This is a genomic window from Saccharothrix texasensis (assembly GCF_003752005.1).
Classification (GTDB): domain Bacteria; phylum Actinomycetota; class Actinomycetes; order Mycobacteriales; family Pseudonocardiaceae; genus Actinosynnema; species Actinosynnema texasense.
Genome location: NZ_RJKM01000001.1, coordinates 404109 through 428639 on the forward strand (window position 1 = coordinate 404109; position 24531 = coordinate 428639).

16 protein-coding genes and 1 pseudogene are annotated in these 24531 nt (G+C 72.5%); 9 read left to right on the forward strand and 8 right to left on the reverse strand.

Annotated features, from left to right (window positions below; genetic code table 11):
* The first annotated feature begins 176 nt into the window (after positions 1-176).
* The 3 genes from EDD40_RS01590 (at position 177) to EDD40_RS01600 (ending at position 10222) form a co-directional block, all read left to right on the forward strand.
* Positions 177-9458, forward strand: a complete 9282-nt coding sequence (locus EDD40_RS01590) for a LamG-like jellyroll fold domain-containing protein (RefSeq protein WP_170184909.1) — start codon at positions 177-179, stop codon at positions 9456-9458.
* The gene (locus EDD40_RS01595) at positions 9455-9775 is read left to right on the forward strand and encodes a hypothetical protein (protein WP_123741310.1); all 321 of its coding nucleotides are present in this window, start codon (positions 9455-9457) and stop codon (positions 9773-9775) included. The genes EDD40_RS01590 and EDD40_RS01595 overlap by 4 nt, the downstream gene beginning before the upstream one ends.
* Before the next feature lie 150 nt (positions 9776-9925).
* Positions 9926-10222, forward strand: coding sequence for a hypothetical protein (locus EDD40_RS01600; RefSeq protein ID WP_211348050.1), 297 nt, complete (start codon positions 9926-9928; stop codon positions 10220-10222).
* A 255-nt stretch (positions 10223-10477) separates the two neighbouring features.
* On the opposite strand, the gene EDD40_RS01605 is transcribed toward EDD40_RS01600, so the two are convergent.
* Positions 10478-10741, reverse strand: a complete 264-nt coding sequence (locus tag EDD40_RS01605; protein ID WP_148088656.1) for a hypothetical protein — start codon at positions 10739-10741, stop codon at positions 10478-10480.
* A gap of 61 nt (positions 10742-10802) precedes the next feature.
* Complete coding sequence (locus tag EDD40_RS01610; protein ID WP_123741312.1) at positions 10803-11846, reverse strand: magnesium and cobalt transport protein CorA; 1044 nt, start codon at positions 11844-11846, stop codon at positions 10803-10805.
* A gap of 160 nt (positions 11847-12006) precedes the next feature.
* Here EDD40_RS01610 and EDD40_RS01615 point away from each other — a divergent pair, with 160 nt between their 5' ends.
* Positions 12007-12828 (forward strand): hypothetical protein, encoded by an 822-nt coding sequence (locus tag EDD40_RS01615; RefSeq protein WP_123741313.1) that lies wholly within the window; start codon positions 12007-12009, stop codon positions 12826-12828.
* A 4-nt stretch (positions 12829-12832) separates the two neighbouring features.
* On the opposite strand, the gene EDD40_RS01620 is transcribed toward EDD40_RS01615, so the two are convergent.
* The 3 genes from EDD40_RS01620 to EDD40_RS44555 form a co-directional block, all read right to left on the reverse strand.
* Complete coding sequence (locus tag EDD40_RS01620) at positions 12833-13717, reverse strand: DUF2268 domain-containing putative Zn-dependent protease (RefSeq protein ID WP_123741314.1); 885 nt, start codon at positions 13715-13717, stop codon at positions 12833-12835.
* A 103-nt stretch (positions 13718-13820) separates the two neighbouring features.
* Positions 13821-15659 carry an ABC transporter ATP-binding protein gene (locus tag EDD40_RS01625; RefSeq protein ID WP_123741315.1) on the reverse strand — a complete coding sequence of 613 codons (1839 nt, stop codon included), beginning with the start codon at positions 15657-15659 and terminating at the stop codon, positions 13821-13823.
* A 185-nt stretch (positions 15660-15844) separates the two neighbouring features.
* Positions 15845-16360, reverse strand: a complete 516-nt coding sequence (locus EDD40_RS44555; protein ID WP_342777747.1) for a tannase/feruloyl esterase family alpha/beta hydrolase — start codon at positions 16358-16360, stop codon at positions 15845-15847.
* Positions 16361-16404: 44 nt separating this feature from the next.
* Here EDD40_RS44555 and EDD40_RS44710 point away from each other — a divergent pair.
* Together EDD40_RS44710 and EDD40_RS01640 are read left to right on the forward strand one after the other, a co-directional pair.
* Positions 16405-19096: pseudogene (locus tag EDD40_RS44710) on the forward strand (ATP-binding protein).
* A 10-nt stretch (positions 19097-19106) separates the two neighbouring features.
* Positions 19107-20078 (forward strand): alpha/beta fold hydrolase, encoded by a 972-nt coding sequence (locus EDD40_RS01640; protein WP_246037330.1) that lies wholly within the window; start codon positions 19107-19109, stop codon positions 20076-20078.
* 59 nt (positions 20079-20137) lie between these two features.
* On the opposite strand, the gene EDD40_RS01645 is transcribed toward EDD40_RS01640, so the two are convergent.
* The gene (locus tag EDD40_RS01645) at positions 20138-20569 is read right to left on the reverse strand and encodes an organic hydroperoxide resistance protein (protein ID WP_123741316.1); all 432 of its coding nucleotides are present in this window, start codon (positions 20567-20569) and stop codon (positions 20138-20140) included.
* A 184-nt stretch (positions 20570-20753) separates the two neighbouring features.
* On the opposite strand from EDD40_RS01645, the gene EDD40_RS01650 reads away from it, so the two are divergent.
* The gene (locus EDD40_RS01650; RefSeq protein WP_123741317.1) at positions 20754-21845 is read left to right on the forward strand and encodes an aldo/keto reductase; all 1092 of its coding nucleotides are present in this window, start codon (positions 20754-20756) and stop codon (positions 21843-21845) included.
* Here the strand turns inward: EDD40_RS01650 and EDD40_RS01655 are convergent.
* A complete protein-coding gene (locus EDD40_RS01655) occupies positions 21836-22423 on the reverse strand; it encodes a TetR/AcrR family transcriptional regulator (protein ID WP_123741318.1) in 588 nt (195 codons plus the stop codon). The two genes, EDD40_RS01650 and EDD40_RS01655, sit on opposite strands and share 10 nt — an antisense overlap.
* Positions 22424-22484: 61 nt before the next feature.
* Positions 22485-23336 (reverse strand): LysR family transcriptional regulator, encoded by an 852-nt coding sequence (locus EDD40_RS01660; RefSeq protein ID WP_123741319.1) that lies wholly within the window; start codon positions 23334-23336, stop codon positions 22485-22487.
* Between the two features lie 70 nt (positions 23337-23406).
* On the opposite strand from EDD40_RS01660, the gene EDD40_RS01665 reads away from it, so the two are divergent.
* Together EDD40_RS01665 and EDD40_RS01670 are read left to right on the forward strand one after the other, a co-directional pair.
* Positions 23407-24003: a short chain dehydrogenase gene (locus EDD40_RS01665; RefSeq protein ID WP_123747668.1), complete on the forward strand. Its 597-nt coding sequence runs from the start codon at positions 23407-23409 to the stop codon at positions 24001-24003.
* 39 nt (positions 24004-24042) lie between these two features.
* Complete coding sequence (locus EDD40_RS01670) at positions 24043-24435, forward strand: ArsR/SmtB family transcription factor (protein ID WP_123741320.1); 393 nt, start codon at positions 24043-24045, stop codon at positions 24433-24435.
* The last annotated feature ends 96 nt before the right edge of the window (positions 24436-24531 follow it).

The following is a 24531-nucleotide window of genomic DNA, read 5'->3' on the forward strand; positions in this document are numbered from 1 at the left end:
GCTGACACGGGAACGGCTAGTTGCGCCTTTCGGGTTGGTTCCTTGCCTTGTCCGACGGTGTGTGCGAGTTTCGGCCGATGTGGCCACGGGGGTGGACCGCAGGCCGTTCAGGTCAATCCGGGGGGAATTCGGCGATGGTGCTCAGGCGTGCTCCGCGTGCCCGATTGTTCCCGGCCGTGCCGGTGGGTGCGCGCTTGGTGATCGCGCTCGGCGCGGTGCTGGCGCTGCTCCTCGGCACGGTCCCGCCCGGTGTGGTCGACGTGCTGCCGTGGTTCGGCGCGGCGGGTCGCAGCGGTGACGACGCCGGCGCGTCGGCTCCCGACCAGTCGTGGGGAACCGCCGCGGCGCAGGCGGGGGAGGTCGAGGGCGACACGGTCAACCGGGCGATGCCGGAGTCCGAATCGGCCAAGCACCCGCAGCCGCGGTTCCCCTCCGAGGAGCCGCCGCCCAACGCGGTCCGCGAACTCGGCGCGCCCTCGGGCCTGGCCGGCTTCGACGCCACCACGAGCCGCGAGGACGTCGAGCTGCGCCGAGCCGACTCGCGCACGTTCCGCAACGCGGACGGCACGCGGACCACCGAGTTCAGCCAGGCGGCGGTGAACTACCAGCGCGCCGACGGTTCCTGGCACCCGATCGACACCACGCTCGTGGCGGACGGCGCCGGCTGGCGCAACACCGCCGACCAGGTCGACACCCGGTTCGGCGCGACGGCGTCCGAATCGCCGTTCGTGCGCCTGTCGTTGTCCGACCAGCACGAGCTGTCGTTCGGGTTGGCGGGCGCGTCCGCCGCGCCCGCGCGGGTCGAGGGCGGCCGGGTCACCTACCCCGGCGTGGCCACGGGTGTGGACCTGCGCTTGGACGTCTTACCCGGCGGGGTCAAGGAAACGCTGGTGCTGGCCTCGCCGGACACACCGCACGACTGGGTGTTCCCGTTGCGCCTCAAGGACCTCACCGCTCGCATCGTGGATGGCGAGGTGTCCTTCGTGGACGGCTCCGGTCGGGAGCGGTCGCGGATCCCCGCGGGCTTCATGACCGACAGCCATCCGGAGAACCCGTCGACCTCGCACGGCGTGCGCTACGAACTCGTCGACCACGACGGTGGCCAGGCGTTGAAGATGTCGTTGGACCAGGCGTGGCTGCGAGAGGCCGGCCGCGCCTACCCGGTGCTGGTGGACCCGTCGGTGCAGGCCACGTCCGCCAATGCCGCCGTGGTCACCTCCGGCGGCGCCCGCACCGGGGGATCGGAGCTGCTGGTCGGTGACGGCGCCGCGATGTACCTGAAGTTCGACGGGGTGAACCCGGTGCTGACCGACCACCGGATCTTCGGCGCCCAGCTCTACCTGACCAGCTTCAGCGCGCCGTCCTGCCGGCCGGAGCCGATCACCGTGCACCCGGTCACCGGCGCCTGGTCCCCGTCGGGATCGGGCCACCCGCCGACCGGGGGCTCGATCGCCGGGGCGTCGTTCGCGCACGGCTACGTGGCGCTCGGCCAGTCGCACTCGGCCTGCCCGGTGGCGCCGGACATGATCGACCTCGGCACCGCGGGCCGTGACCTGGTGCAGGGCTGGGTGCGCGGCGGGGCCAACAACGGCCTGGCGGTGAAGGCCACCCGGAGCTGGAAGAAGTTCGCCGGCGCGGGCACCGCGAACCCGCCGCGGCTGTTCGTCACCCACACCCCGTACGACGCCTCCTACCGGATCGAACGCGGTGTGCCGCAACCGCCGGTGCACCGGCAGCAGGACGGCAAGGTGCGCATCGCGGTGACCAACCGCGGCTCGCAGACGTGGACGCCCGCCGCCTACAAGCTGGCCTACCGCGCGTTCACCGCCCAGGGGCGCGCGGTCGACTCACGCGTGTCGGCGGTGTTGCCGCGTGACGTGCCGCCCGGTGACACGGTGACGTTGGACGCGACGGTCTACCGCTTCGCCAACGCCGGCGACTACCTGCTCGACTTCAGCATGGTGCACGGCGGCACCTACTTCACCGACGAGCAGATCCCGCCCGCGCGGCTGTCGCTGACGATGTTCGAGCTGCCGCCGATCGTCAAGGCGCAGTACCCGCCCGCCGGGCACTCCGCGCCGACGCTGACCCCCCAGCTGTGGGCGGACGCGGTCGACGTCGACGCGCCCGCCGGCACCGGGGTCCGCTACGAGTTCGAGGTGTGCGGCAGCAACGCCGACGGCACCCCGGCGCCGGGCAGCTGCACGCTCGGGCCGCGGGTGGCGGGCAAGACGTGGACTGTCCCGAAGGGACGGTTGCAGTGGAGCGAGACCTACCACTGGCGGGCGTTCGCGATCGACCCGAGCGGCGCCCGCAGCGAGGCGCTGCCGTTCAGCGCGCTGCTGACCGCGGTGCCGCAGCCGGAGATCACCTCGCACCTGGGCGGCGCGCCCTACAGCACGGGCGACCTCGACTTCGACCCGCAGGTGGGCAACTACACCACCGCCGCGATCGACGCCGCGCTCGGCGTCACCGGGCCGGAGCTGACCGTCGCGCGGACGTACAACAGCCTGGACCCGCGCAAGACCAACCTGTTCGGCGCGGGCTGGTCCACCCGCTACGACATGCGGGTGGTGCCCGACCAGGACGGCTCGGGCAACGTCGTGGTCACCTACCCCGACGGTCAGCAGGTCAGGTTCGGCCGCAACGCCGACGGCACGTTCGACCCGCCGCCGGGCCGGTTCGCCACCTTCTACCAGGACACCACGACCACCGCCCGCAACCACGTGCTGGTGGACAAGGCCAACACCGTCTACACGTTCCGCGAGTTCGACGGCCGGCTCATCACGATCCACGACAACGCCGGCCGCGTGCTCGAACTCGATTACGGCCTCAACGGTCAGATCAAGCGCGCCATCAGCCGCGCGAGCGCCAACCGGACGCTGTACTTCACGTGGACCGGCAACCACGTCACCGAGGTCCGCACCGACCCCCCGTCGACCGGCGGCACGCCGTTCACGTGGACCTACAAGTACGTCGGCGACCGGCTGACGGAGGTCTGCGACCCCAAGGGCGGCTGCACCGAGTACGACCACGACAACGGCTCGCACTACCGCACCGCCGTGCTGGACTCGCGCCCCGACTCCTACTGGCGGCTCGGCGAGCCCGCCGGTTCGGCCGACGCGGTCAGCCAGGTCGCCACCAACCTCGCCAAGGACTGGGGCGCGCACCGCGGCACCACCCCCGGCGCGCCCGGCCCGCTGGACGGCAGCCCGGACACCGCGACCACGTTCAACGGCAGCAGTTCCTACGTCGCCCTGCCGGACGGCGCGATCAAGAAGTCCCGCGACCTCTCGGTGGAGCTGTGGTTCAAGACCACCGCCGGCGGACCGCTGATCGGGTTCCAGACCGCGCCGTTCGACCGCGCCCAGACCGCCGCCGTCCCCGCGCTGTACGTCGACCGCGACGGCAAGCTGCGCGGCCAGTTCTGGCACGGCCGCGTCGCCCCGATCACCACGACGGGCACGGTCAACGACGGGCAGTGGCACCACGTGGTGCTGTCCGGCTCGCTGGCCACCCAGACCCTGTACCTGGACGGCGCCAAGGTCGGCACCACCGACGGCGAGATCGACAACAGCGTTCTCAACTCCGGGCAGATCGGCGCGGCGCACGCGGTCGGCCCGGCGGCCTGGGAGCCGTACGGCTGGTGGGCCGGTGCGGGCAGGAAGCACTTCGCCGGGGAGATCGACGAGGTCGCGATCTACCAGCACCCGCTGGGAGAGGAGGCGGCTCGGGCCCACTACCGGGCGCGTGAGCACTCCGACCAGCTGACGAAGGTCACCATGCCCAGCGGCCGGGTGGCCGCCGAGTTGGCCTACGACACCACGAACGACCGCGTCCGCGACTACACCGACGCCGACGGCGGGCACTGGGGGCTCGGCGTGCCGCAGGTCAGCGGCACCGAGAAGCAGGACGCCCAGGGCCGCGCGGTCCGCAACCTGGTGCGCTCGGTCCAGGTCACCGACCCGGGCGACCGATCGCACTTCTTCGACTTCGACCCGGTCAAGGGTCGGTTGATCCGCTTCGTCGCGCCGCTGGGCACCGGTGTGCGGCTGGAAGACCGGCCCGACCCGTCGGTGGTGCCCACCACCCCGTCCACCGCCCCACCCTGCACCGCCACCACGACCAACCCGGACGGCACACCCGCCTACTGCGGCGGCGCGGGAGTGAGCAACCCCGACTGGCAGGGCGGTCCGGTGCAGGGCGTCGGCGTGCGCACGTTCGACTACGACGCGGCCGGGTTCCAGCAGACCATCACCGATGAGAACGGCCACCAGGTCGAGCTGCGCAACGACGCCCGCGGCAACGTGATCTCCCGCAAGACCTGCCGTGAGCCGGGCGTGTGCGACACCGAGCACTTCACCTACCACCAGCCCGCGCCGGGCAAGATCAACGACACCGACCCGCGCATCGACAAGCAGCTCACCGTCCGCGACGGCCGTTCCACCGGTCCGACCGACAACCGCTACCTGACGTCGATGGAGTACGACGCGCGCGGCGAGCTGGTCAAGCAGACGATGCCCGACGGCACCACCGTCACCCACGGCTACACCGACGGCACCACCGCCGCGGAAGGCGGCGGCAACGAACCCGCCGGACTGCTGAAGTGGACCAAGGACGCGCGCGGCAAGCAGACCACCTACCGGTACTCCGCCAACGGCGACCTCGCCTCCACCACCGAGCCCGGCCGCACCGACACCGAGGCCGAGGGCCTGGTCACCAAGTACCGCTACGACCTCCTGGGCCGCAAGGTCGCCGAGGTCGAGCTCTCCGACACCCACCCCCAAGGACTGGAGACGAAGTACGGCTACGACGAGCTGAACAGGCTCGTGGACGTCACCGACGCCCCGGTCACCAACACCGTCGACGCGATCCGGCACACCAAGTTCACCAGGACCACCTACAACGCGGACAGCCTGCCGGAGAAGGTCGAGGTCTCCGACCTCGCCGGTGGCGACTCGGCGCGCACCGTCACCTACACCTACGACGACCGCGGCCGCCAGGACTCCGTCACCGACGCCGAGGGCGCGAAGACCAGCTACGCCTACGACGTGTTCGGCAACCGCACCCAGGTGGTCGACCCGCTGGGCACCCGCATCGAGTACGCCTACACCGCCCGCAACATGCTCGCCGAGGTGCGGCTACGCGGCTGGCACGGCAAACCGGTCTCCGGCGGCCAAGGCGCCGGTGAACAGCCCGACCCCGGCTCGCTGCTCGTGCTGGAGGCCAACACCTACGACCTCGGCGGCAGGCTCGTCCGGCACGTCGACGCCATGGGCCGCGGAACCCTCTACGAGTACACGCCCAACGGCCTGGTGTTCCGCGTGCACGCCGAGGTGCCGGTGCCGGGCGGCACGGCCCGCAAGGTGCTGCTGGAGCAGAACGCCTACGACGGCGCGGGGAACCTGGTCAAGCACACCGGCCCCGGCGGCAGGACCACCCAGTACGCGCACGACGCGGTCGGCCGCGTCACCGAAGAGCTCGCCGACCCGGCCGGCCTGGCCCGCCGCACCGCCTACCGCTACGACGCCAACGGCAACGTCACCCAGATCGCCCGCTCCGGCAACGGCTCCAACACACCCGGCCTGCAGACCACGGCGAGCTCGGTCGTCGACTACGCCTACGACAACGTCGGCAACCAGACCAGCGAGACCATCCAGCTCGGCACCACGCCGCTGACCACCACCCGCCGCTACGACAAGCGCGGCCTGGTCGTCGCCGAGACCGACCCGCGCGGCAACGTCACCGGCGCCGACCCCGCGGCGTTCACCACCGAGTACCGCTACGACGAGAGCGAACGGCAGGTCGCCGTGACGCTGCCCGCCGTGTCGGTCGAGACCGGCGGCGGCACACCGACCACGGCCCGCCCCCAGACGCTGCTCGGGTTCGACACCTTCGGCGACCAGACCGCCGTGAAGGACGAGAACGGCCAGGTCACCCGGATGTCCTACGACAAGGTCGGCCGCCCGGTCCGCACCGAGAGCCCCGACTACACCCCGCCGGGCGCCTCCCAGGCCATCAAGGGCGCCACCACGGCCACGTACGACGCGGCCGGCAACGCCGTCGAGACGACCGACGAGCGCGGCGCGATCACGCGGTTGCGCTACGACCAGCTCGGCAGGCTCGTCGAACAGCAGGACCCCAAGGCGGACAACCCGACCGAGGCCGGCGGCGTGTGGCGCTACACCTACACCCACACCGGTGAACAGCTCTCGATCACCGACCCGACCGGAGCGCGCAGCGAGGCGACCTACGACGCGCTCGGCCGCCAGGCCACCAGCACGGCGCTGGAGCGCCGACCCACCGCTGCGGCCCACACCACGACGCTGGAGCACAACGACGCGGGCGAACTGGTCAAGACCACCTCGCCGGCGGGCGACGTGACCACGTTCGGCTACGACGCGCTGGGACAGCGCACCAGCGCCACCGACCCGGCGGGCGTGGTCGTGCAGCACGGCTACGACGGCCTGGGCCGCCCGGTGTGGCAGCGCGACCCGCTGGGCCGCACCGACTACCTCCGCCTGGACGCCGCAGGACGGCTCACCGGCGCGTTCGACCTGAACGGGCAGAACGCCATCCAGCGGCGCACCACCTTCACCCACGACGCGGCGGGCAACGTGCTCACCGCCACCGACCCGCTCAACCACACCACCCGCTACACCTATGACGCGTTGAGCAGGCTCACCCAGCAGGTGGAACCGGTGTCCGACACCGAGTCGATCACCACGTCGTTCGGCTACGACGCCCAAGGCAACCGCACCCGCTACACCGACGGCCGCGGCAACAAGTTCATCACCACCTTCAACGCCTGGTCGCTGCCGGAGTCCGTGGTCGAACCGCCCACCGCGGCACACCCGGACACCACCGACCGCACCTGGACCGCGGTGTACGACACCGCCGGCAACACCACGAAGCTGACCGCCCCCGGCGGAGTGGTGCGCGACCGCGAGTACGACGCGCTCAACCGGTTGACGAAGGAGACCGGCGCCGGCGCGGAGGCCCCGACCGCCGAACGCCTGCACGTCTACGACGAGGTCGGCCGCGTCAAGGAGATCGACGCGCCGGGTGGGCGCGACGCCTACGAGTACAACGACCGCGGCGGCCTGCTGTCGGCCACCGGCCCGTCCGGCGGGGCTTCCTACTCCTACGACGCGAACGGCCGCGTCACCAGCCGCACCGACGCCGCCGGCACCGCCGCGTTCGGCTACGACAAGGGCAGGCTCAAGACCGTCACCGACAGCGTCACCGGGGTCGGCCTGACCTACGACTACAACGAGGCCGGTCAACCGCGGAGCCTCCAGTACGGCACCGGGCGGACCCGCACGTTCGACTACGACCCGCTGGGCCGCGAGAAGACCGACGTGATCAAGGACGCCGCCGGGGCGACGCTGTCGTCGCTGGCCTACGAGTACGACAACAACGACCGGCTGACCCGCAAGACCACCACCGGGCTCGCGGGCGCGGGCGACCACACCTACACCTACGACCACGCCAACCGCCTCAAGTCCTGGACGGTCGACGGGCGAACCACCGACTACGCGTGGGACGCCTCCGGCAACCGCACCCGCAACGGCGCGAAGACCGCCACCTACGACGAGCGCAACCGGCTGCTGTCCGACGGCGACTACACCTACAAGCACACGCCACGCGGCTCGATGGCCTCGCGCACCTCGTCGGGGTTCGAGGAGAAGTTCTCCTTCGACGCCTTCGACCGGCTGATCCAGGTCGGAGCCACCACCTACGCCTACGACGGCGCCGACCGACTCGTGTCACGGGGCAAGAAGTCGTTCACCTACGCCGGTTTCGACATCGACCCGACGTCCGACGGCGACAGCACCTACGGCCGTGACCCCTCCGGCGAGCTGATCTCCATCGCCTCCGGTGGCGTCAAGCGGCTGACGGTGTCGGACAAGCACGGCGACGTCGTCGGCGGCATGGACCCGACGACCACGACCGGCATGGCCGACTCCGCCGCGTTCGACCCGTTCGGCGCCGTCACCGCCACCACCGGCACCACCCGCCAGGTCGGGTTCCAGGGCGACTGGACCGACCCGGACACCGAACAGGTCAACATGGGCGCCCGCTGGTACCAGCCGGGCACCGGCGGCTTCGCCTCCCGCGACACCGTCTCCGCCTCCTCCGGCACCGCCACCCTGTTCAACCGCTACACCTACGGCGCGGGCCGACCACTCGACCTCATCGACCCCGACGGCCACTGGCCCAACTGGAAGAAGATCGGCTCGGTCGCGCTGTCGGTCGTCAAGGAGGTCTCCGGCTACAACGACGTCGCCAACTTCGTCCGCAACCCCAGCTGGGGCAACGCCTTGTGGGCCGCGTCCAACTTCATCCCCGGCGGCAAGCTCCTCAAGGGCGCCAAGTACCTCTACAAAGGCGTCAAACGGCTCTCCAAGTACGGCGACGACGTCGCCGGCGCAGCCCGCAAGGCCGGTAGGCGTGGCAGCTCGGCCGCGCGACGCTCCGGTGACGACGTGGCCTCCAGCGGCCGCCGGGGGAGCAGGGCCGGGTCCAGCGCCCGCCGCTACGGCGACGAAGCCGCCTCGGGAGGACGCCGTTACGGCGACGACGCGGCGGGTTGGTCGCGGCGCAACGTGAGCGGCTACGCCTCCACCGCATCCCGTGAAGCCGCCCAAGCCGCCGCGAAACGAGCCGCTGCCGCAGCTGCCGCTGCCGCAGCCGCCGCCCGCCGTGCCGCGATGGAAGCGGTGACCAGACGCGCCCAGGCCGCGATCGCCGACGCCGCCAAGACCAACCCGATGCCGGTGCTGCAGGCGGCGTTGAAGCCGAAGATCGCCGCGAAGGACCTGGTGTCGTCAGCGGCCAACCTGCCTGCCCGCGCAGCGTCCGCCGTCGCCGCGAACGTGCAGGACGTCAACAAGGTCTGGGAAACCGTCAAGGCCACCGTCGTCAAACCCGGCGCCAACATCATCCAGTCCGTCGGCGAACAGGCCGTCTCCGACTTCGCGAACAGCCAGGTACCCGGCCTCGGCGACTTGTTGAGCCTCACCACCCCGTCCCGCAAACGCGGCAACGGCGCCGCGAAGAGCTCCGGTTCCGAAGGCCGTGCCCAAGTGGCCGACGGCTCCAGCGGTCTCAAACCGCCGGGTTCGGGAGGGAACAGGTCCGGAATAGGGAGCGATGACAGGGTTCCCGGCGACTACCTGATCGATAAAGCCTTCAAGGCTCCCAGGCAGGTCGCACCCGGGACCCGTATCCTGGAAGGTGAGTACATCAACAATCGTGGCCCCGGTGGTATCCGCGTCGAGCCTTGGAAAGCCTACTATGATGAGTACGGACGACTAATTGCACGCAACGACTACAACGCAGCTCTGTCGGAGCGGAATATCCCCGGCACACACCACCACGTATACAAGTACGGTCCTGGACGTGGAGGTGGGCAAGAGATCGTCAAGCACGCGCCCGGAGAGTACACGGAATGATGAACGCGCATCTGAACATCTACTTCGAGTACTTGCGTCGTGCCTCGTGGTCGATGACCCGCGTGGTCGTCGAGAACGACGGGGATAACGTATCGCTGTCCGTGGAGGCGACCTCACCGGGTGAGGGCCTCGTGCTGCGTCTTCGATTCAGTGGTGTCACGGGTCTGCGGCTCCAGCAGTCGGAGGGCTTCTCGCTCGACCTCCAGATCATCGACATGACCTCGGACGGGTGGGAAGGCCTGCGCTACAAGGTGACCGACCCGGAGCATGACATCCTGGCGTTCTGGTGTGAGGACGTCCAGGTTGACACGCTGTGACGGGCACGCGCGATCTGCAGCGCTCCGATAGTGAGCCTTCACAATCTCATCCGGCGTTGAGGTGGAGTGTGAGGACGGCTCGGTCAGGCCAGTGATGCGGGTGGAGCCGCCGCGATCCAGCGCGGCACCGGCAGCGGCAAGGCCGGACTGGTGGTGCTCGACGAGCCGGTCTCCGGCCTGCACCCGTCAGACATCCAGCGGATGGTGGACGCGTTCGACGTGCTGCTCGACTCCGGCAACACCGTCGTGCTCGCCGAGCACGACATCCCGGTCGCGGCGTCCGCGGACTGGGTCATCGACCTCGGACCGGGCGCGGGCCGCGATGGTGGCTCCGTGGTGGCGGAAGGGACACCCGACGACATCACGGCGGCCGACACCCCGACCGCCAGGTTCTTCCGCAGGTACGTCGCGGGTGAGCCGTTGCTCGGCGACCCAGCCGACGGCTGAGCGGGATCGCGGACACGAACGCCGGCCTGGGCGAACGACGAGAGGTACTCCGATGCGCGCAGCTCAGGTCGGCGCGACGTGCTTGTATCCGCCGCTCCTCGGCGCGCCGAGGTCGACCATCCGCGCCGGGTCCACCTTGGCGGCATGGTGCGACGCGCTTCTCACACCCTGGCCGGCTCCAGGCAGGAGAAATGGGCCCGTGTGACCAGTCGGCCACTTCTTCGAAAGCGTCTCCGCGTCGAACGCGTCGCGCACCTAGTGGCCGCGGGCCTCCATGACCAGCAGCATCAGCGAGAGCAGCAGTTGCAGGACGGCGACGGAGGTGCCCGTGACGGCGGTCCAGTCCAGCCGGTACTCGGTCTTGGTGGCCATCGACAGCACGCCGCAGGCCACCGCGCCGACCGCCAGGGCCGTGCCGCCGGCCGGCAGCGGCCAGCTGAGCAGGGCGAGGCACAGCGAGATCGGCCCGAGCCAGGCGTCCTTGCCCGGTCGGTCTTTCGCGGGGAGCTGCCGCATCATGCCGTCCATGGTGCCGTCTACCAGATCTCCGGAGCGCACCGCCACCGCCTTCCCGCGTCCGTCACAGCCACCGGTTGCGCTTGAACAGCCGGTACAGGACCAGGCACACGCCCAGCGTCACCGACAGCACCAGCGGGTAGCCGTAGTGCCAGCGCAGTTCCGGCATGTGGTCGAAGTTCATCCCGTACACGCCCACCACCAGGGTCGGCACGGCGATGATCGCGACCCACGCGGAGATCCGCCGCATGTCGTTGTTCTGCTGCAACGACACCTTGGCCAAGGTCGCGTCGACCAGGGTGGTCAGCATCTCGTCGAAGGCGACGACCCGTTCCGCGGCGGCCGTGAGGTGGTCGTCGACGTTGCGGAAGTAGGACCGCACCTCGTCCGGCACGAGCGGGCCGCACGCGCCCTCGCTGAGCTTGCGCAGCGGGGCCGCCAACGGCATGACCGCCCTGCGCAGCTCCATGATCTCCCGCTTGACCAGGTACATCTGCTCGACGCCGATCTCGCTGCGCGGCGCGAACACCGCGGTCTCGACCAGGTCGACGTCGCCGCCGAACGCCTCGACCACCTCGCGGTAGCCGTCGACCACGCGGTCGGCGATCTCGTGCAGCACCATCGCCGGACCCGCCGCGAGCAGGTGCGGCGCGGCCTCCAGCTGGCGGCGCACGTCACCCAGCTCCGAGTGGTGGCCGTGGCGGACCGTGACCACGTAGTCGCGGCCGAGGAACACCATGATCTCCCCGGACTCCACGATCTCGTTCGCCGTCGTCGGCGACTCGTGCTCCACGAACCGCAAGGTCTTGAGCACCATGAACAGGTTGTCGTCGTAGCGGTCGAGCTTGGGCCGCTGGTGCGCGTGCACGGCGTCCTCGACGGCGAGCTCGTGCAGCCCGAACGCGTCGGCGACGTCGCGGATGCGGTCCTCGTCCGGCTGGAACATGCCGACCCAGACGAACCCGTCCCCGCGCGCCCGGACCTCGGCGACCGCGTCGGCGGGCGACCAGTCGCCGGGCAGCCGCACGCCGTCGACGTAGATCGCGCACGCCACCACGGCGTCCCGCTTCCCCTCCGGTACCTCGCCGCCGGCGACAGGGCTCACCATGCCGGTGATCCTGCCGCACCCGATGTCCGGACGGGTGACGGGTGTGAATGCGCGTTCGACTCGCGTCGACGGCGGGTTCGGTGGATCGGTGCGGGTGTCCGCAACCTGAACGAGTGATTTGCGGGCTCCGAGACCGCCCGGGGGCGTTAAGTTCCCCCGTGTGAAGCGATCCGTTTGGGTAGTCGTGCTCGCGCTGGTGGCCGGGCTGGTCGCGCCGGTGCCGGCGCTGGCGGAGGTGCGGACGCCGGGGCAGTGCGCGGCGTCGCTGGACTGCACGGCCGCCGAGATCGACCGGATGGCCATGGCGGACCGGCTGGAGTTCCTGCGGTTGGTGCAGAGCGGTCCCGCCGCGGGACTGGGCGCGGCGGACCGCTGGCGCAACATCGAGGGCGTGCTGTCGTTCTTCCTCGACCACGGGCTCGGCGCGCCCGGCACGTGGGTCTCGCACGTCGACGCGGGGATCCTGGAGGGCATCGAACGCGGCGTGGCGCTCGCGCTCGGCCGGTCGGCCGACGACTTCGGCAACCCCGGCTCCGCGCGGTGGGCCGACTACCTGACCCGCCTGCACCGGGGCGAGCTGACCGTCCGCAACGTCCACGACCGGGCGTGGAGCGAAGCCGAGCAGGCCTCGACCGAGCACGGCGCGGCGGTGGCCGAGCAGGTGCACGGGATCGCGCCGACCGCGGTGGAGCGCCGGTTCTTCCTGTTCTCGGAGTTCTACCGGTGGACCCTGCGCAACCGCCCCGTGGCGCTGGACCTGCTGCTGGTCTACGCGGCGCTGCTCAACCCCGTGCTGGTCGTGCGCAGGGTGCCGTTCCTGGACTGGCTGACCGACGTGCGCGAGTCGGCGCCGTCGCGCAAGGGGTGCGAGATCGCCTACGCCTACGCGCGGCTCGACCCGGTCAACGGGGCGTTCGGCACCCTGGACCTCCTGCTCGCCTACATCCCGGAGCTGTATGAGGAGTTCGAGGCGACCCGGTAGCGGGCTACCGGGCGGCGAGCGCCGTGTCGACGACCTCGCGGCTGTCCACCAGCAGCGCTTGCGCCGCGGTGCGACCGGTCGTGGACAGGTAGGCGTCCACCAGCCGGTTGCCGACGGCGTAACCGGCGCCGGTGGGCAGCCCGACCGGGGTCGCGCCGTAGCGGACGGCGGTCTCGTCGCCGTGCACCCACGCGGTGAAGTTCCGCATCCCGGTGACGTCGAGGCCGGAGACGACCTTGGCGAACACCGCGTCGTCACGCAGGTGGGGCACGCCGATGCGGGTGTGGCCCAGCTCGTCGCCGTACAGCTGGCGGGCGAACGCGTCGGCGAGCCCCTCGGACACCACCTGCTCGCCCACGGTGACGGTCGCCGGGTCCCACACGACGGCGCCGGGCCCGTAGCGGAGGTTGTGGTTGAGCTCGTGGACCGCGGTCGCCTCCAGCCGCGCCAGGTTCTCCGGGAAGGGCCAGAAGTTCAGGAACACGTGGCCGGGCACGCTGCCGTTCGCCGTCATGCCCAGGTTCGGGCCCATGAAGTGCGCGTCACCGGGATCGCCGAGGACGATGAGCACGGTGATGTCCGGCACGGTGAGGTCGGGGGTCGCGGCGAGCTGCACGGCCAGGGCGTCGTTCAGGGCGCGTTCGACCCGGCGCCACGCGTCGGCGTCGTGCAACGCCTCCAGCGCCTCCCGGCACCGCTGCTCGTCGCGGTCGAGCGGGAACCCGGAACCCATGCGGTGCATCGCGACGAGGTCGACCTCGCCGGGGAAGTGCCGGTACATGCCCGCCGCCGGTTCGAGCACCGCCTTCAGCAGCGCGGGCCGGTCCGCCTGCGGCGACCGGAGGATCTCGCGCATCGCGGGGTAGGTGTCCAGGACCGTGATCGTCATGCCCGGGACGCTAGACGTTCCAGCGACTGGAACTTCAAGTCGACGACACCGCCCGGCCCGCCGGCCGTGCGTGCACGGCCGGCGGGCCGCGGCGGTCCGGGGGTCAGGCCGGCTCGGCACCCACGCGGTCCGGTTCGCCGGCGACCGGCCCGGTCTCGTCCAGGAAGCCGCCGGACTGGTGGCGCCACAGCTTCGCGTACGAGCCGTCGGCGTCGAGCAGCTCGGCGTGCGTGCCCTGTTCCACGATCCCGCCCCGGTCGAGCACGATCAGCCGGTCCATCCGCACGACCGTGCTCAGCCGGTGCGCGACGACGAGCGCGGTGCGACCTTCCATGAGCCGCCACAGCGCCTCCTGGACCAGCACCTCGCTCTCCGAGTCCAACGCGCTGGTCGCCTCGTCCAGCAGCAGGATCGGCGCGTCGCGCAGGATCGCCCTGGCCAGCGCGACCCGCTGCCGCTGCCCGCCGGACAGCTTGATGCCGCGTTCGCCGACCATCGTGTCGAACCCGTCGGGCAGCGCGTCCGCGAACTCCGTCACGTGCGCGGCGTGCGCGGCGCGTCGGATTTCGGCGTCGGTCGCGCCCGGCCGGGCGAAGGCGATGTTCTCCCGCAGCGTCCGGTGGAACATCGCCGGGTCCTGCGGCACGTACGCGATCAGGCTGCGCAGGTCGGCCTGGCGCAGGCGCGCGATGTCCTGGCCGCCGATGAGGATGCGGCCCTCGTCGACGTCCATCAGCCGCAGCAGCAGGCGGGTGAGCGTGGTCTTGCCGCCGCCGGAGCGGCCGACCAACCCGATCCGCGTGCCCGCCGGGATGTCCAGGTCCAGGCCGGTGAACAGCGGCTTGCCTCCGTCGTGCGCGAACGCCACGCGGTCGAACCGCACCCCGGCGTCCTGCGCGCGCAACGGCTCCGGGTCCTCCGGGTCGAGCACGGTCGGGTCGTCGAGCAGCAGTTCGGTGAACTGCGCGGCCTCGGTGAGCGCGCTCTCGAACCGCCGGTAGATCTGGTTGAACTCGAACATGATCCGCGTCGCGTTGGTGAAGTACGCGAACGTCACCACGATCGCCTCCACGCCGAGCCCGCCGCTGACCCCGACCGCGACCGCGAGGCCGAGCGCGTTGGTCAGCACGGACAGCGGCGCGACCACGGTGTCGATGCGCAGGTTGCCGTAGTCCCACGACCGCAGCGCCAGCACCCGGGTCTCGGCGGCGCGGTCGCGGTGCTCCGCGCTCTCGCGCTCCTCGGCGGCGAACGCCCGCACCGTGTCCATGTTCATCAGCGCGTCGGCGACGTGGCCCGACAGCCGGGCGTAAGCGGCCTCGCGCTCGGCGACCAGGCGTTGGCGGCGGCGGATGAGCGGCGCGACCACGAAGCCCGTCATCAGGATCAGACCGAGCAGCACCACGACGAGCAGCGGGTGGTAGCCCCACAGCACGACGCACGCGAAGCCGAGGGGGATGAGGTTCGCGACGATCTTGAACGCCACGGTGTCGACGAACTCCTCGAACCGCGACGCGAAGCTGAGCACGCGCTTGGTGAGCGAGCCGGCGAAGTTGTCGTGGAAGAACGTGGCGTCCTTGCCGAGCAGCGCGTCCATGCCGAAGGTGGACAGGTGCTCGATCCCGCGCCCGTCGGTGCGGTTGAGGCAGTGCACGCCGATGCGCCACAGCAGTTCCGCGAGGAGCATCAGGCCGGCGAAGACCAGCACGTACGGCAGCACGGTGGCGAGACCGGTGTCGCCACCCTCGGCGAGGCGACCGGCGAGCGCGCCGACCGCCAGCGGCGTCAGGTAGAGCAGACAGGTGTTGCCCAGCGCGGGCAGCACGAGCGCGCCCGCACCGAGCAGCCGGTGTCGGCGCAACTCCCGCCAGTACAGGCGCAGGGCGAGCAGCACCGCTGTTCTGCGTTTGTCGACGGGTTCTTCGGACCTTGGCGCGGCCATCCGACTCCCTCCGGGGGCACCTTGGCGTTGTCGATGTTGCCCCACCGGACCGGGTGACGGCGATCGAATAACGACCGGCCACCCCGTTGCGCGTAGAGAATTCCGGCCGTGCCAACGATTTCCAGGCCGTGGCGAAAGTTCGGAGACCACCGCCCGCGCCGGTGTCGGCGCGGGCGGTGGCGGAGTCAGCGACTCGCGCAGCGGTAGCTCGACGCGACCGCCGGGTCACCGTGCCTCCGGTACCGCGAGACCCGCGGGTGCGCGCAGAGGTCGCGGGTCCGGCTGCCGTCCGCCGTGGCCGCGGGCAGGGTCGCCGGCGCCCGGCCGTGCTCGACCCAGTCCACGAGGGCGCCGAGCGGGATCAGCTGGTCCGCCGTGCCGACGAAGGTGAGCAGCTTCCCGCCTGGCGGAACAGCTCGGTGAACCGCTCGTAGGTGATCGTGGTGGCGTCGAGGTCGGGCCGCTTCGCCAGGAAGGTCCGCACCCGGGCGACGGCGACCGGGAACCCAGGCGACGACGCGCCGCCGTGCTCGTCGAACGCCGTCTTGGCCGGCCAGGCGAAGTCCGCGCCCTTCGGCAGCCCGGACCACAGGCTCCGGCCGCCGGTGCCGGTCGGGCCGGCGCAGATCTCGCGCACCACCTCCGCGTCCTCGGCGGTGACGGTGACCTCCTCGCCTCGGCGGAACGCGGTGAGGACGCACTCGGCGGGGAAGCTGAAGGCCCTGACCGAGTTGGTGGACGTCCGGTGGGACGCGGCGGTGTCCTGCTGCGGGGTGAACCGGGCATCGGCAAGTCCGCCCTCGTGGCGGAAGCCGTCGACGCGGCGGTGATCGCCGGGCTGCGGGTGCTCAGGACGACGGGGGCGCCGGGCGAGCGGGACCTCGCCTACGCCGGGTTGCACCAACTGCTGCACCCGGTCCGGGCCGGGGTGGCCGGGCTGCCCGGACCGCAGCGGGACGCGCTGCGCACCGCCCTCGGGCTCGCCGACGGCGGCCGACCGGGCACGTTCCTCGTGGGGCTCGCCACGGTGACCCTCCTCGCCGAGCAGGCCGCCGACCGCCCGGTGCTGGTGGGGGCCGAGGACGTGCACTGGCTCGACCGCGCGACCCTCGACGTGCTCGCCTTCGTGGCGCGCCGGGTCGAGTCCGAACCGGTCGTGCTGCTCGCGACCGCGCGGGACGGCGAGCCGTCGCCGTTGGCGGACGCCGGGCTGGCGCCGATGGCCGTCGGTCGGCTGCCGGACGAGGTCGCGGCCGGGTTGGTGGACCGGGTCGCGCCCGGTCTCACGCCGGCGGCGCGGGAGCGGGTGCTGGCGCAGGCGGCCGGCAACCCGTTGGCGCTCGTCGAGCTGCCCGCGGTGGCCGAACCGGACGGCCTCGACCCGGTGCTGCCCCTGCCGGACCGCCTGGAACGCGCCTTCACCGCCCGGGTCGCCGCCCTGCCCGCGCCGACCCGGGTCGCGCTGCTGGTGGCGGCGCTGAACCAGAGCGACCTGGTGTCGGAGACCCTGGCCGCCACGACCCTGCTCTCGGGCGCCGCCACCGGCTCGGAGGTGGTCGCGCGGGATGCCGGGGCGGCGGCGGCCGCGGGTTCGGCGGCGGGGCCGGACGTCCTCGCGCCGGCCGTCGAGTCCCGGTTGCTCGTGCTCACCGGGGAGGTGTCGGCTTTCCGGCACCCCCTGATCCGCTCGGCCGTATCGGCGGCGGCGACCGTCGCCGAACGCCGGCGGGCGCACCTGGCCCTCGCCGAGACCCTCGTCGCCCAGCCCGACCGCCGGGCCTGGCACCGGGCCGCCGCGACGTCCGGCGCCGACGAGGACGTGGCGACCGAGCTGGAGCAGACGGCGGACCGCGCCCTCCGCCGGGGCGGGCTCGCCGCCGCCATCGCCGCGCTGGAGCAGGCGGCCCGGCTGAGCGGGTCCCGGTCCCGGCGGGCGGTCCGGTTGGTGCGCGCCGCCGAACTGGCGGTCGAGGCCGGCCGGCGCGACACGGCCGAACGGCTGGTGCGCGACGCACGAGCCCTGGACCTCACGCCACGTCTGCGCGCCACCGCCGGCTGGGTGCTCAGCGGCTTCGAGGACGGCGTCCGCGAAGACGTCTCCCGGGTGGCGGAACTCGGCGAGCTGGCCGCGTCGGTCGCCGACGAAGGGCAGGTCGACACCGCCGCCAGGATCCTGTGGGGCGCGGCCATGAGGTGCTTCTGGGTCGAACCGGGCCCGGACGCGCGCCGTTCGCTGCTGGAGGTGGCGGACCGGCTGCCGATCGGCCCGGGCGAACCGGTCGCGGTCGCCGTCACCGCGTACGTCGCGCCGTTCGACCGGGGCGACGCGGTGCTGACCGGGCTGCGGGCCCTGGTCGGCGTCACCGGCGCGGACCCGGAGGTCGACCGGTACCTGGGCAGCGCGTCGTTGCAGGTCGGCGCGTTCGACCTGGCGGCGCGCCTCTCGTCGTCGGCGGCGCCCGGGTTGCGCGCCGAGGGACGCCTGGGTGTGCTGGCCAGGGCGTTGGCGGTGGAGGCGTGGTGCCGGACCCGGCTCGGCGACCTGGCCGCGGCCGTGCCGGTCGCGGCCGCGGCGGCGGACCTGGCCCGGGAAACCCGGCAGCCGTTCATGCGCGGGTTGGCCACGGCCGTCCAGGCGGAGATCGCCGCGCCGCGCGGTGACCACGCGCGGGCGGCGAAGCTGGCCGGCGAGGCGGAACGGGTCGGGCTCGCCGCGGGCGCGCCCGGTGCTGGCCACCGTGCGGCTCGCGACCGGCATCTCGGCGCTGGGGGAGGGCCGCTTCGAGGACGCGTTCACCGACCTGAGCCGGGTGCACGACCCCGCCGACCCGTCCTACCACCTGGCCCTGCGCGCCTACTGCCTCCCCGAGCTGACCGAAGCCGCCGTGCGGGCCGGGCGGACCGACGCCGTGCGCGACCTGGAGCTGACGGCCGCGTCGACGCCCTCGCCCGCGCTGCACGCGGGGCTGCGGTACGCACGTGCCGTGCTCGCGCCCAACGACGAGGCCGAGCCGTTGTTCGCGGCCGCGTTGCGGGCCGACCTGACCGGGTGGCCCGCCGAACGCGGCCGCGCGCACCTGGCGTTCGGCGAGTGGCTGCGCAGGCAACGGCGGGTGGTGGAGTCCCGGACCCACCTGCGCACGGCCAGGGACACCTTCGACGCGCTCGGCATGACCGCCTGGGGCGAACGCGCCCGGCGGGAGCTGCGCGGCGCGGGCGAGTCGAGCCCGAACCGGGACCCGGACGCGCGGGAGAAGCTGACACCGCACGAGCTGGGCATCGCGCGGCTGGCCGCCGAGGGCCTGACGAACCGGGAGATCGGGCAACGGCTGTTCCTGTCGCACCGGACGGTCGGCACCCACCTGCACCGGATCTTCCCCAAGCTGGGCGTGACCTCCCGCGCGGACCTGGGCAAGGCGCTCGACGCGCGGCGGTGACGCACTCCCGGTGACGTACACCGGTGGCGTCACCCGACGGTCGCGGCGGTTCGCGCGGCGCTCCTGGCGTCGCCGTCGTCCACAGGAGAACGTTCGGCCGGGTGGTCACGGCGGCCACACCTCGCTCGGCCGGATCGAGCACGTCCGGGCGGGGGTGCTCGACATCGCGTACGCCGAGTTCGGCCCCCGCTCCGGTCAGGCGGTGGTGCTGCTGCACGGCTGGCCGTACGACGCGCACAGCTACGTCGACGTCGCGCCGTTGCTGGCCGCCGAGGGCTACCGCGTGCTCGTGCCGTTCCTCCGCGGCTACGGCGCGACCAGGTTCCTCTTGCCGCACGCGGTCCGCAACGGCCAGCAGTCGGCGGTGGCGCTCGACGTCATCGCGTTCACGGACGCGCTGCGGATCGACCGGGCGGTGCTCGGCGGGTTCGACTGGGGTGCGCGGACGGTCGGCGTCGTCGCCGCGGTCTGGCCGCGGCGCTGCAAGGCGATCGTCGCGGTGAGCGGGTACCTCGTGACGAACCTCGCGGAGAACCTGGAGCCGCTGCCGCCGGCCGTCGAGCGGAACTGGTGGTACCAGTGCTACTTCGCCACCGAGCGCGGCGCGCTGGGCTACCGCCGCGACCGGCACGGGTTCAACAAGCTGATCTGGCGGACCGCGTCGCCGGCGTGGGACTTCGACGACGCCACGTACGACCGCAGCGCCGCGTCCTTCGAGAACCTCGACCACGTCGCCATCGTCATCCACAACTACCGCTGGCGGTTGGGCCTCGCGCCCGGCGAGGCCCGGTACGAGCGAGCGGGAGCTGGCCGCCGTGCCGGCGGTCACGATCGGCAGCGACTTCGACGGCGCGGCCGCGGACGGCGCGTCCTACCGCGACAAGTTCACCGGCCGGTACGACCACCGGGTGTTCGAGGGCATCGGCCACAACGTCCCGCAGGAGGCGCCGCAGCCGTTCGCGCGGGCGGTCGTCGACGCTGACCACCTCCGAGCGCCGGCGCACGCGCCCGGCTGCGGCCGGGCGCGTGCGTCCACTGTGGTCAGCCGGCGGTGGCGTGGAGGGTGACCTCGATGTTGCCGCGGGTCGCCTTGGAGTACGGGCACACCTGGTGCGCGCCGTCGACCAGCTCCTCGGCGGTCGCCTGGTCGACGCCCGACGCGGTCAGCCGCAGCGCCGCGCTGAGCTCGAACTCGCCCGCGGCGGTGTCGTGGTGCAACGTGACCTCGGCGACGACGGCGAGGTCCGTCGGCCGGACCTTCTTCTCCGCCGCCACGCGGCGCACCGCGCCGACGAAGCAGGACGCCCACCCGGCGGCGAACATCTGCTCGGGGTTCGTCGCGCCGCCCGTGCCGCCGAGCTCCCCGGGCACGGCGAGGGCGACGTCGAGCAGGCCGTCGTCGGAGGACGCACGGCCTCCGCTGCGGCCTCCGGCGGTGGACGTGACGACGGCGGTGTACGTGACTTCGGACATCGGATTTCCTCTGCGGTCTCGGGAGAGTCGTGCGTCGGGAGCCGCGGTGCTCGGACTTCACCGCGACGCCCGGACCGACCCTGGGAACGCGGTGCGGTCCCCGGCGACCGTCGGACGACGTCATGCGTGTACGTCATCGTTTCTGTACTTGCGGGTACATTTTTCGCTCTGCACCGTGGGGCTCATGGCACTGGACGACTACTTCCTGCTCGGACGGTCCGGACTGCGCGTCAGCCGGCTGGCGCTGGGCACGATGAACTTCGGCACCGGCGGTTTCCACGCCGCCTACGGCAAGACCGAGGACGAGGCCCGGCCGATCTTCCGCCGCTACCTGGAGGAGGGCGGCAACCTCATCGACACCGCGGACTTCTACACCGCCGGCGAGAGCGAGACGATCATCGGCCGCCTGGTCGCCGAGGCGGGGGTGCGCGACCGGGTGGTGCTCACGACCAAAGCCGCCAACAGCGTCGACCCCGGCGACCCGAACGCCGGCGGCAACGGCCGCAAGCACCTGGTGCGGGCGGTCGAGGCGTCCCTGCGCCGCCTGGGCACCGACCACGTCGACCTGTTCCTGCTGCACACCTGGGACCGGATCACGCCGGTCGAGGAGGTGCTGCGCACGTTCGACGACCTGGCGAGGGCGGGGAAGATCCGGCACGCGGGGCTGTCCGACGTGCCCGCCTGGCACGCCGCGCGGGCCCAGACCCTCGCCGAGGCGCACTCGCTCACCCCCGTGATCAGCCTGCAGCTGCCCTACTCGCTCGTCGACCGGGCCATCGAGGCCGAGCACGTGCCGGTGGGCCAGGAGCTGGGTCTCGGCGTCACGGCGTGGAGCCCGCTCGGCGGCGGCTTCCTCACCGGCAAGTACCGCCACTCCGACGCCGGCCTGACCGGCGAGGGCAGGCTCGCCGGCGCCGCGTCCTCGTGGACCGCGCGGCAGTGGGAGCTGCTCGAGGTGGTGGAGGCGGCAGCCGACGAGCTGGGCGTGACGATGGCCCAGGTCGCGCTCAACTGGGTCGCGAACCGGCCCGGGATCGGCGCGGCCATCGTCGGCGCGAGCAGCGCGGAGCAGCTCGGCGCGTCGGTGGCGGCGCTGGACTTCGAGCTGCCCGCGCACCTGCGCGCCGAGCTGGACCGGGCCAGTGCCGAACCGCCGGCGTCGGTCTACCGGATGTTCACCCCCGACTACCAGGAGTGGCTGGTCAGCCCCCGGGTCAAGGTCGGTGACAAGCCGCCCGGCTACCGCCCCGTCGTGCGCAACTGGGTTCAGCGGTAGTCGCGCAGGTGGTCCAGGCACAGGTCCAGGGCGGCTTCCAGGTGTTCGGCGGAGCCCGTCGACAGCAGGATCGTCACCCCGCCCTGGATCGCCGCGATCACGGCGCCCGCCGTGCGCCGCGGGTCGACGCGCGGACTGATCCGGCCGCTGTCCCGCATCTGCTCGATGCCGACCTGGACCTGGTGCTGCCACTGGGCGAGCAGCTGCCGGGTGACCGCCTGCGCGGCCGGGGTGCGCCTGCCGACCTCGGTGATCAGCACGCCGAGCGGGCAGTGCACGCCCTGCTCGCGGTAGCGGTCGACCACCACGTCCCGCCACCGCTGCCACGCCGCCCACGACGTGAGCTGCCCGAGGTGCGGCTGCTGGTCCTCGATCACCCGGTCGGCCTCCCACCGGGCGACCGCCAGCAGGAGCTCTTCCCTGCCCTCGGGGAAGTAGTGGAACAGCTGGCTCTTGCCGGTGCCGCTGCGCCGTCCGACGTCCTCCAGGGTGACCGCGTCGATGCCGCGCTCGCGGATCTCCCCGGCCATCGCCTCGACGATCCGCTGCCGGGTCGCGGCGCCCTTCCTGGTGAGCACGGGTCCTCCCGGGACTGCGCTGGTCGGTCCAGTATGGCCGCCGAACCGGGACGTCGGCCCGTCACCGGAGCAGTCGGCGCGCGTGCTCGCGGAAGGCGTCGGTGGCCGGGTGGGTCGCGCTCCGGGGCCAGACGAGCCGCACCGCCACGGGTTCGGTGTCGGTGATCGGCACGTAGCGCACGCCGGGGTGCGGCTGGCTGTGCGCGGTCGCCTCGGTGGTGACCCCGATGGCGTCGCCGGTGGCGATCGCGGTGAGCCACTCGTCGGCGTTGGCGACGTCGAGCGCGTCGGGGCGGCGCGCGGTCGGCCACAGCTCGACGCTGGTGCTGGAGGCGGTGGCGCAGATCGCGACGGGCCGGTCGGCGAGGTCGCCCAACCGGACGGTGAGGGCTCGCGCGAACGGGTGATCTTCGGGAACGGCGGCCACGCGCTGCTCGAGGTAGAGGTCGGCGGACGCCAGCTCACGGTCGGGTGTCGACGGCGAGCGCACGAACGCCACGTCGATCTCGCCGCGCCGAAGCGCGCCCTCGGGGTCGTCCGGCCGGAACACCCGCAGCTCCGCGTCGGGCCGCGCGTGCCGCCACCCGCGCAGCAACGGCACCGTGTGCCTGCCGAGCGCCGCCCAGGCGAACCCGACGCGCAGCGCCCGCTGCCCGGCCGTGACCTCGGCCAGCGCGTCATCCACCTGGGTGAGGATGCGGGTGGCGTGCGCCAGCAGCCGCGTGCCGGCCTCGGTCAGGGCCAGGCTGCGGGTGGTGCGCTCGACCAGCCGGGTGCCGAGCCTGCTCTCCAGCTGCTCCAACGTGCGGGACAGGGCGGGCTGGCTGACGTGCAGCACGGCCGCCGCGCCGGTGATCGTGCCCTCGGCGCCGATCGCCGCGAACGCCCGCAGGTGCCGCAACTCCACATTCATGACCTAGGAGCATAAGTGCTGCGCAAGCGATATTTCACGAAAGGCGCCGATCGGCTCTAGCGTGATCGTCATGAAGATCCTCCTCATCGGCGCCGGCGGCACGCTCGGCACGTCCGTCCACTCGACCCTGGCCGGACGCGGCCACGACGTCCTCACCGTCGGGCGCTCCGGCGGAGACCTGCGCCACGACTTCACCGACCCGGCGCAGATCACCGAGCTGTACGAGCGGGCGGGCCGGGTCGACGCGGTGGTGAGCGCGGCGGGTGACGTGCCGTGGAAGCCGATCACCGAGATGACCGCGCAGGACTACCTGGACGCGTTCCGGGGGAAGGTGCTGAGCCAGCTCGAACTCGTCCGGCAGGGGGTGGGCCGGATCGCGGAGCGCGGCTCGTTCACGCTCATCACCGGTGTCCTGGCTCGTGAGCCCGTGCCGACCGGCAGCGCGGCGTCCATGGCGAACGGCGCGGTGGAGGCGTTCGTGCGGGCGGCGGCGATCGAGATCGCGCCGCAGCGGGTCAACGCCGTGAGCCCGACCGTGTTCACCGAGAGCCTCGACGACTACGGCGCCTTCTTCCCCGGCATGGAGGCGGTCGACCTGGCGAAGGTCGCGCGGGCCTTCGTCCGGTCGGTCGAAGGTGCGCAGACGGGTCAGGTCTACGTGCTGTAGGAGCGTTCGGAGCAACGGGCGTGCGATCATGTGCCCGGGATGAACGACCGCGACGCCGCCGGAGAAGTCGACAGCGTGCTCACCGCGCTGGTCGATCCGACGCGCCGTCAGCTGCTCGACCTGCTCGCGGCGCAGGGGGAGACGACCGCGACGAAGCTGGCCGAGCAGCTGCCCGTGTCGCGGCAGGCGGTGGTCAAGCACCTCGCCGTGCTGGACGCCGCCGGGCTCGTCTCCGGTGGCCGGGTGGGGCGTGAGGTGCGCTACTCGGTGCGGCCGGCGGCGCTCGACGCGACGGCGCGGTGGATGGCCTCGCTGGCCGCCGACTGGGACCGGCGGCTGGCGACCATCAAGCGCATCGCCGAGGCCGCTGAACGGGACGCGCGCGACAACTCCGGGCGGGCGGGCGGGGCGGAGCCGCGCGAGCGGTCGTGAGGTGGCCGGGCGGTGCGTCCCGCAGGTGCTGGTCGGGGCCTGGCGACCACCGCGCCGCCGGTCGCGCACGGTCGGCGAACGCACGCGTGCCGCGGA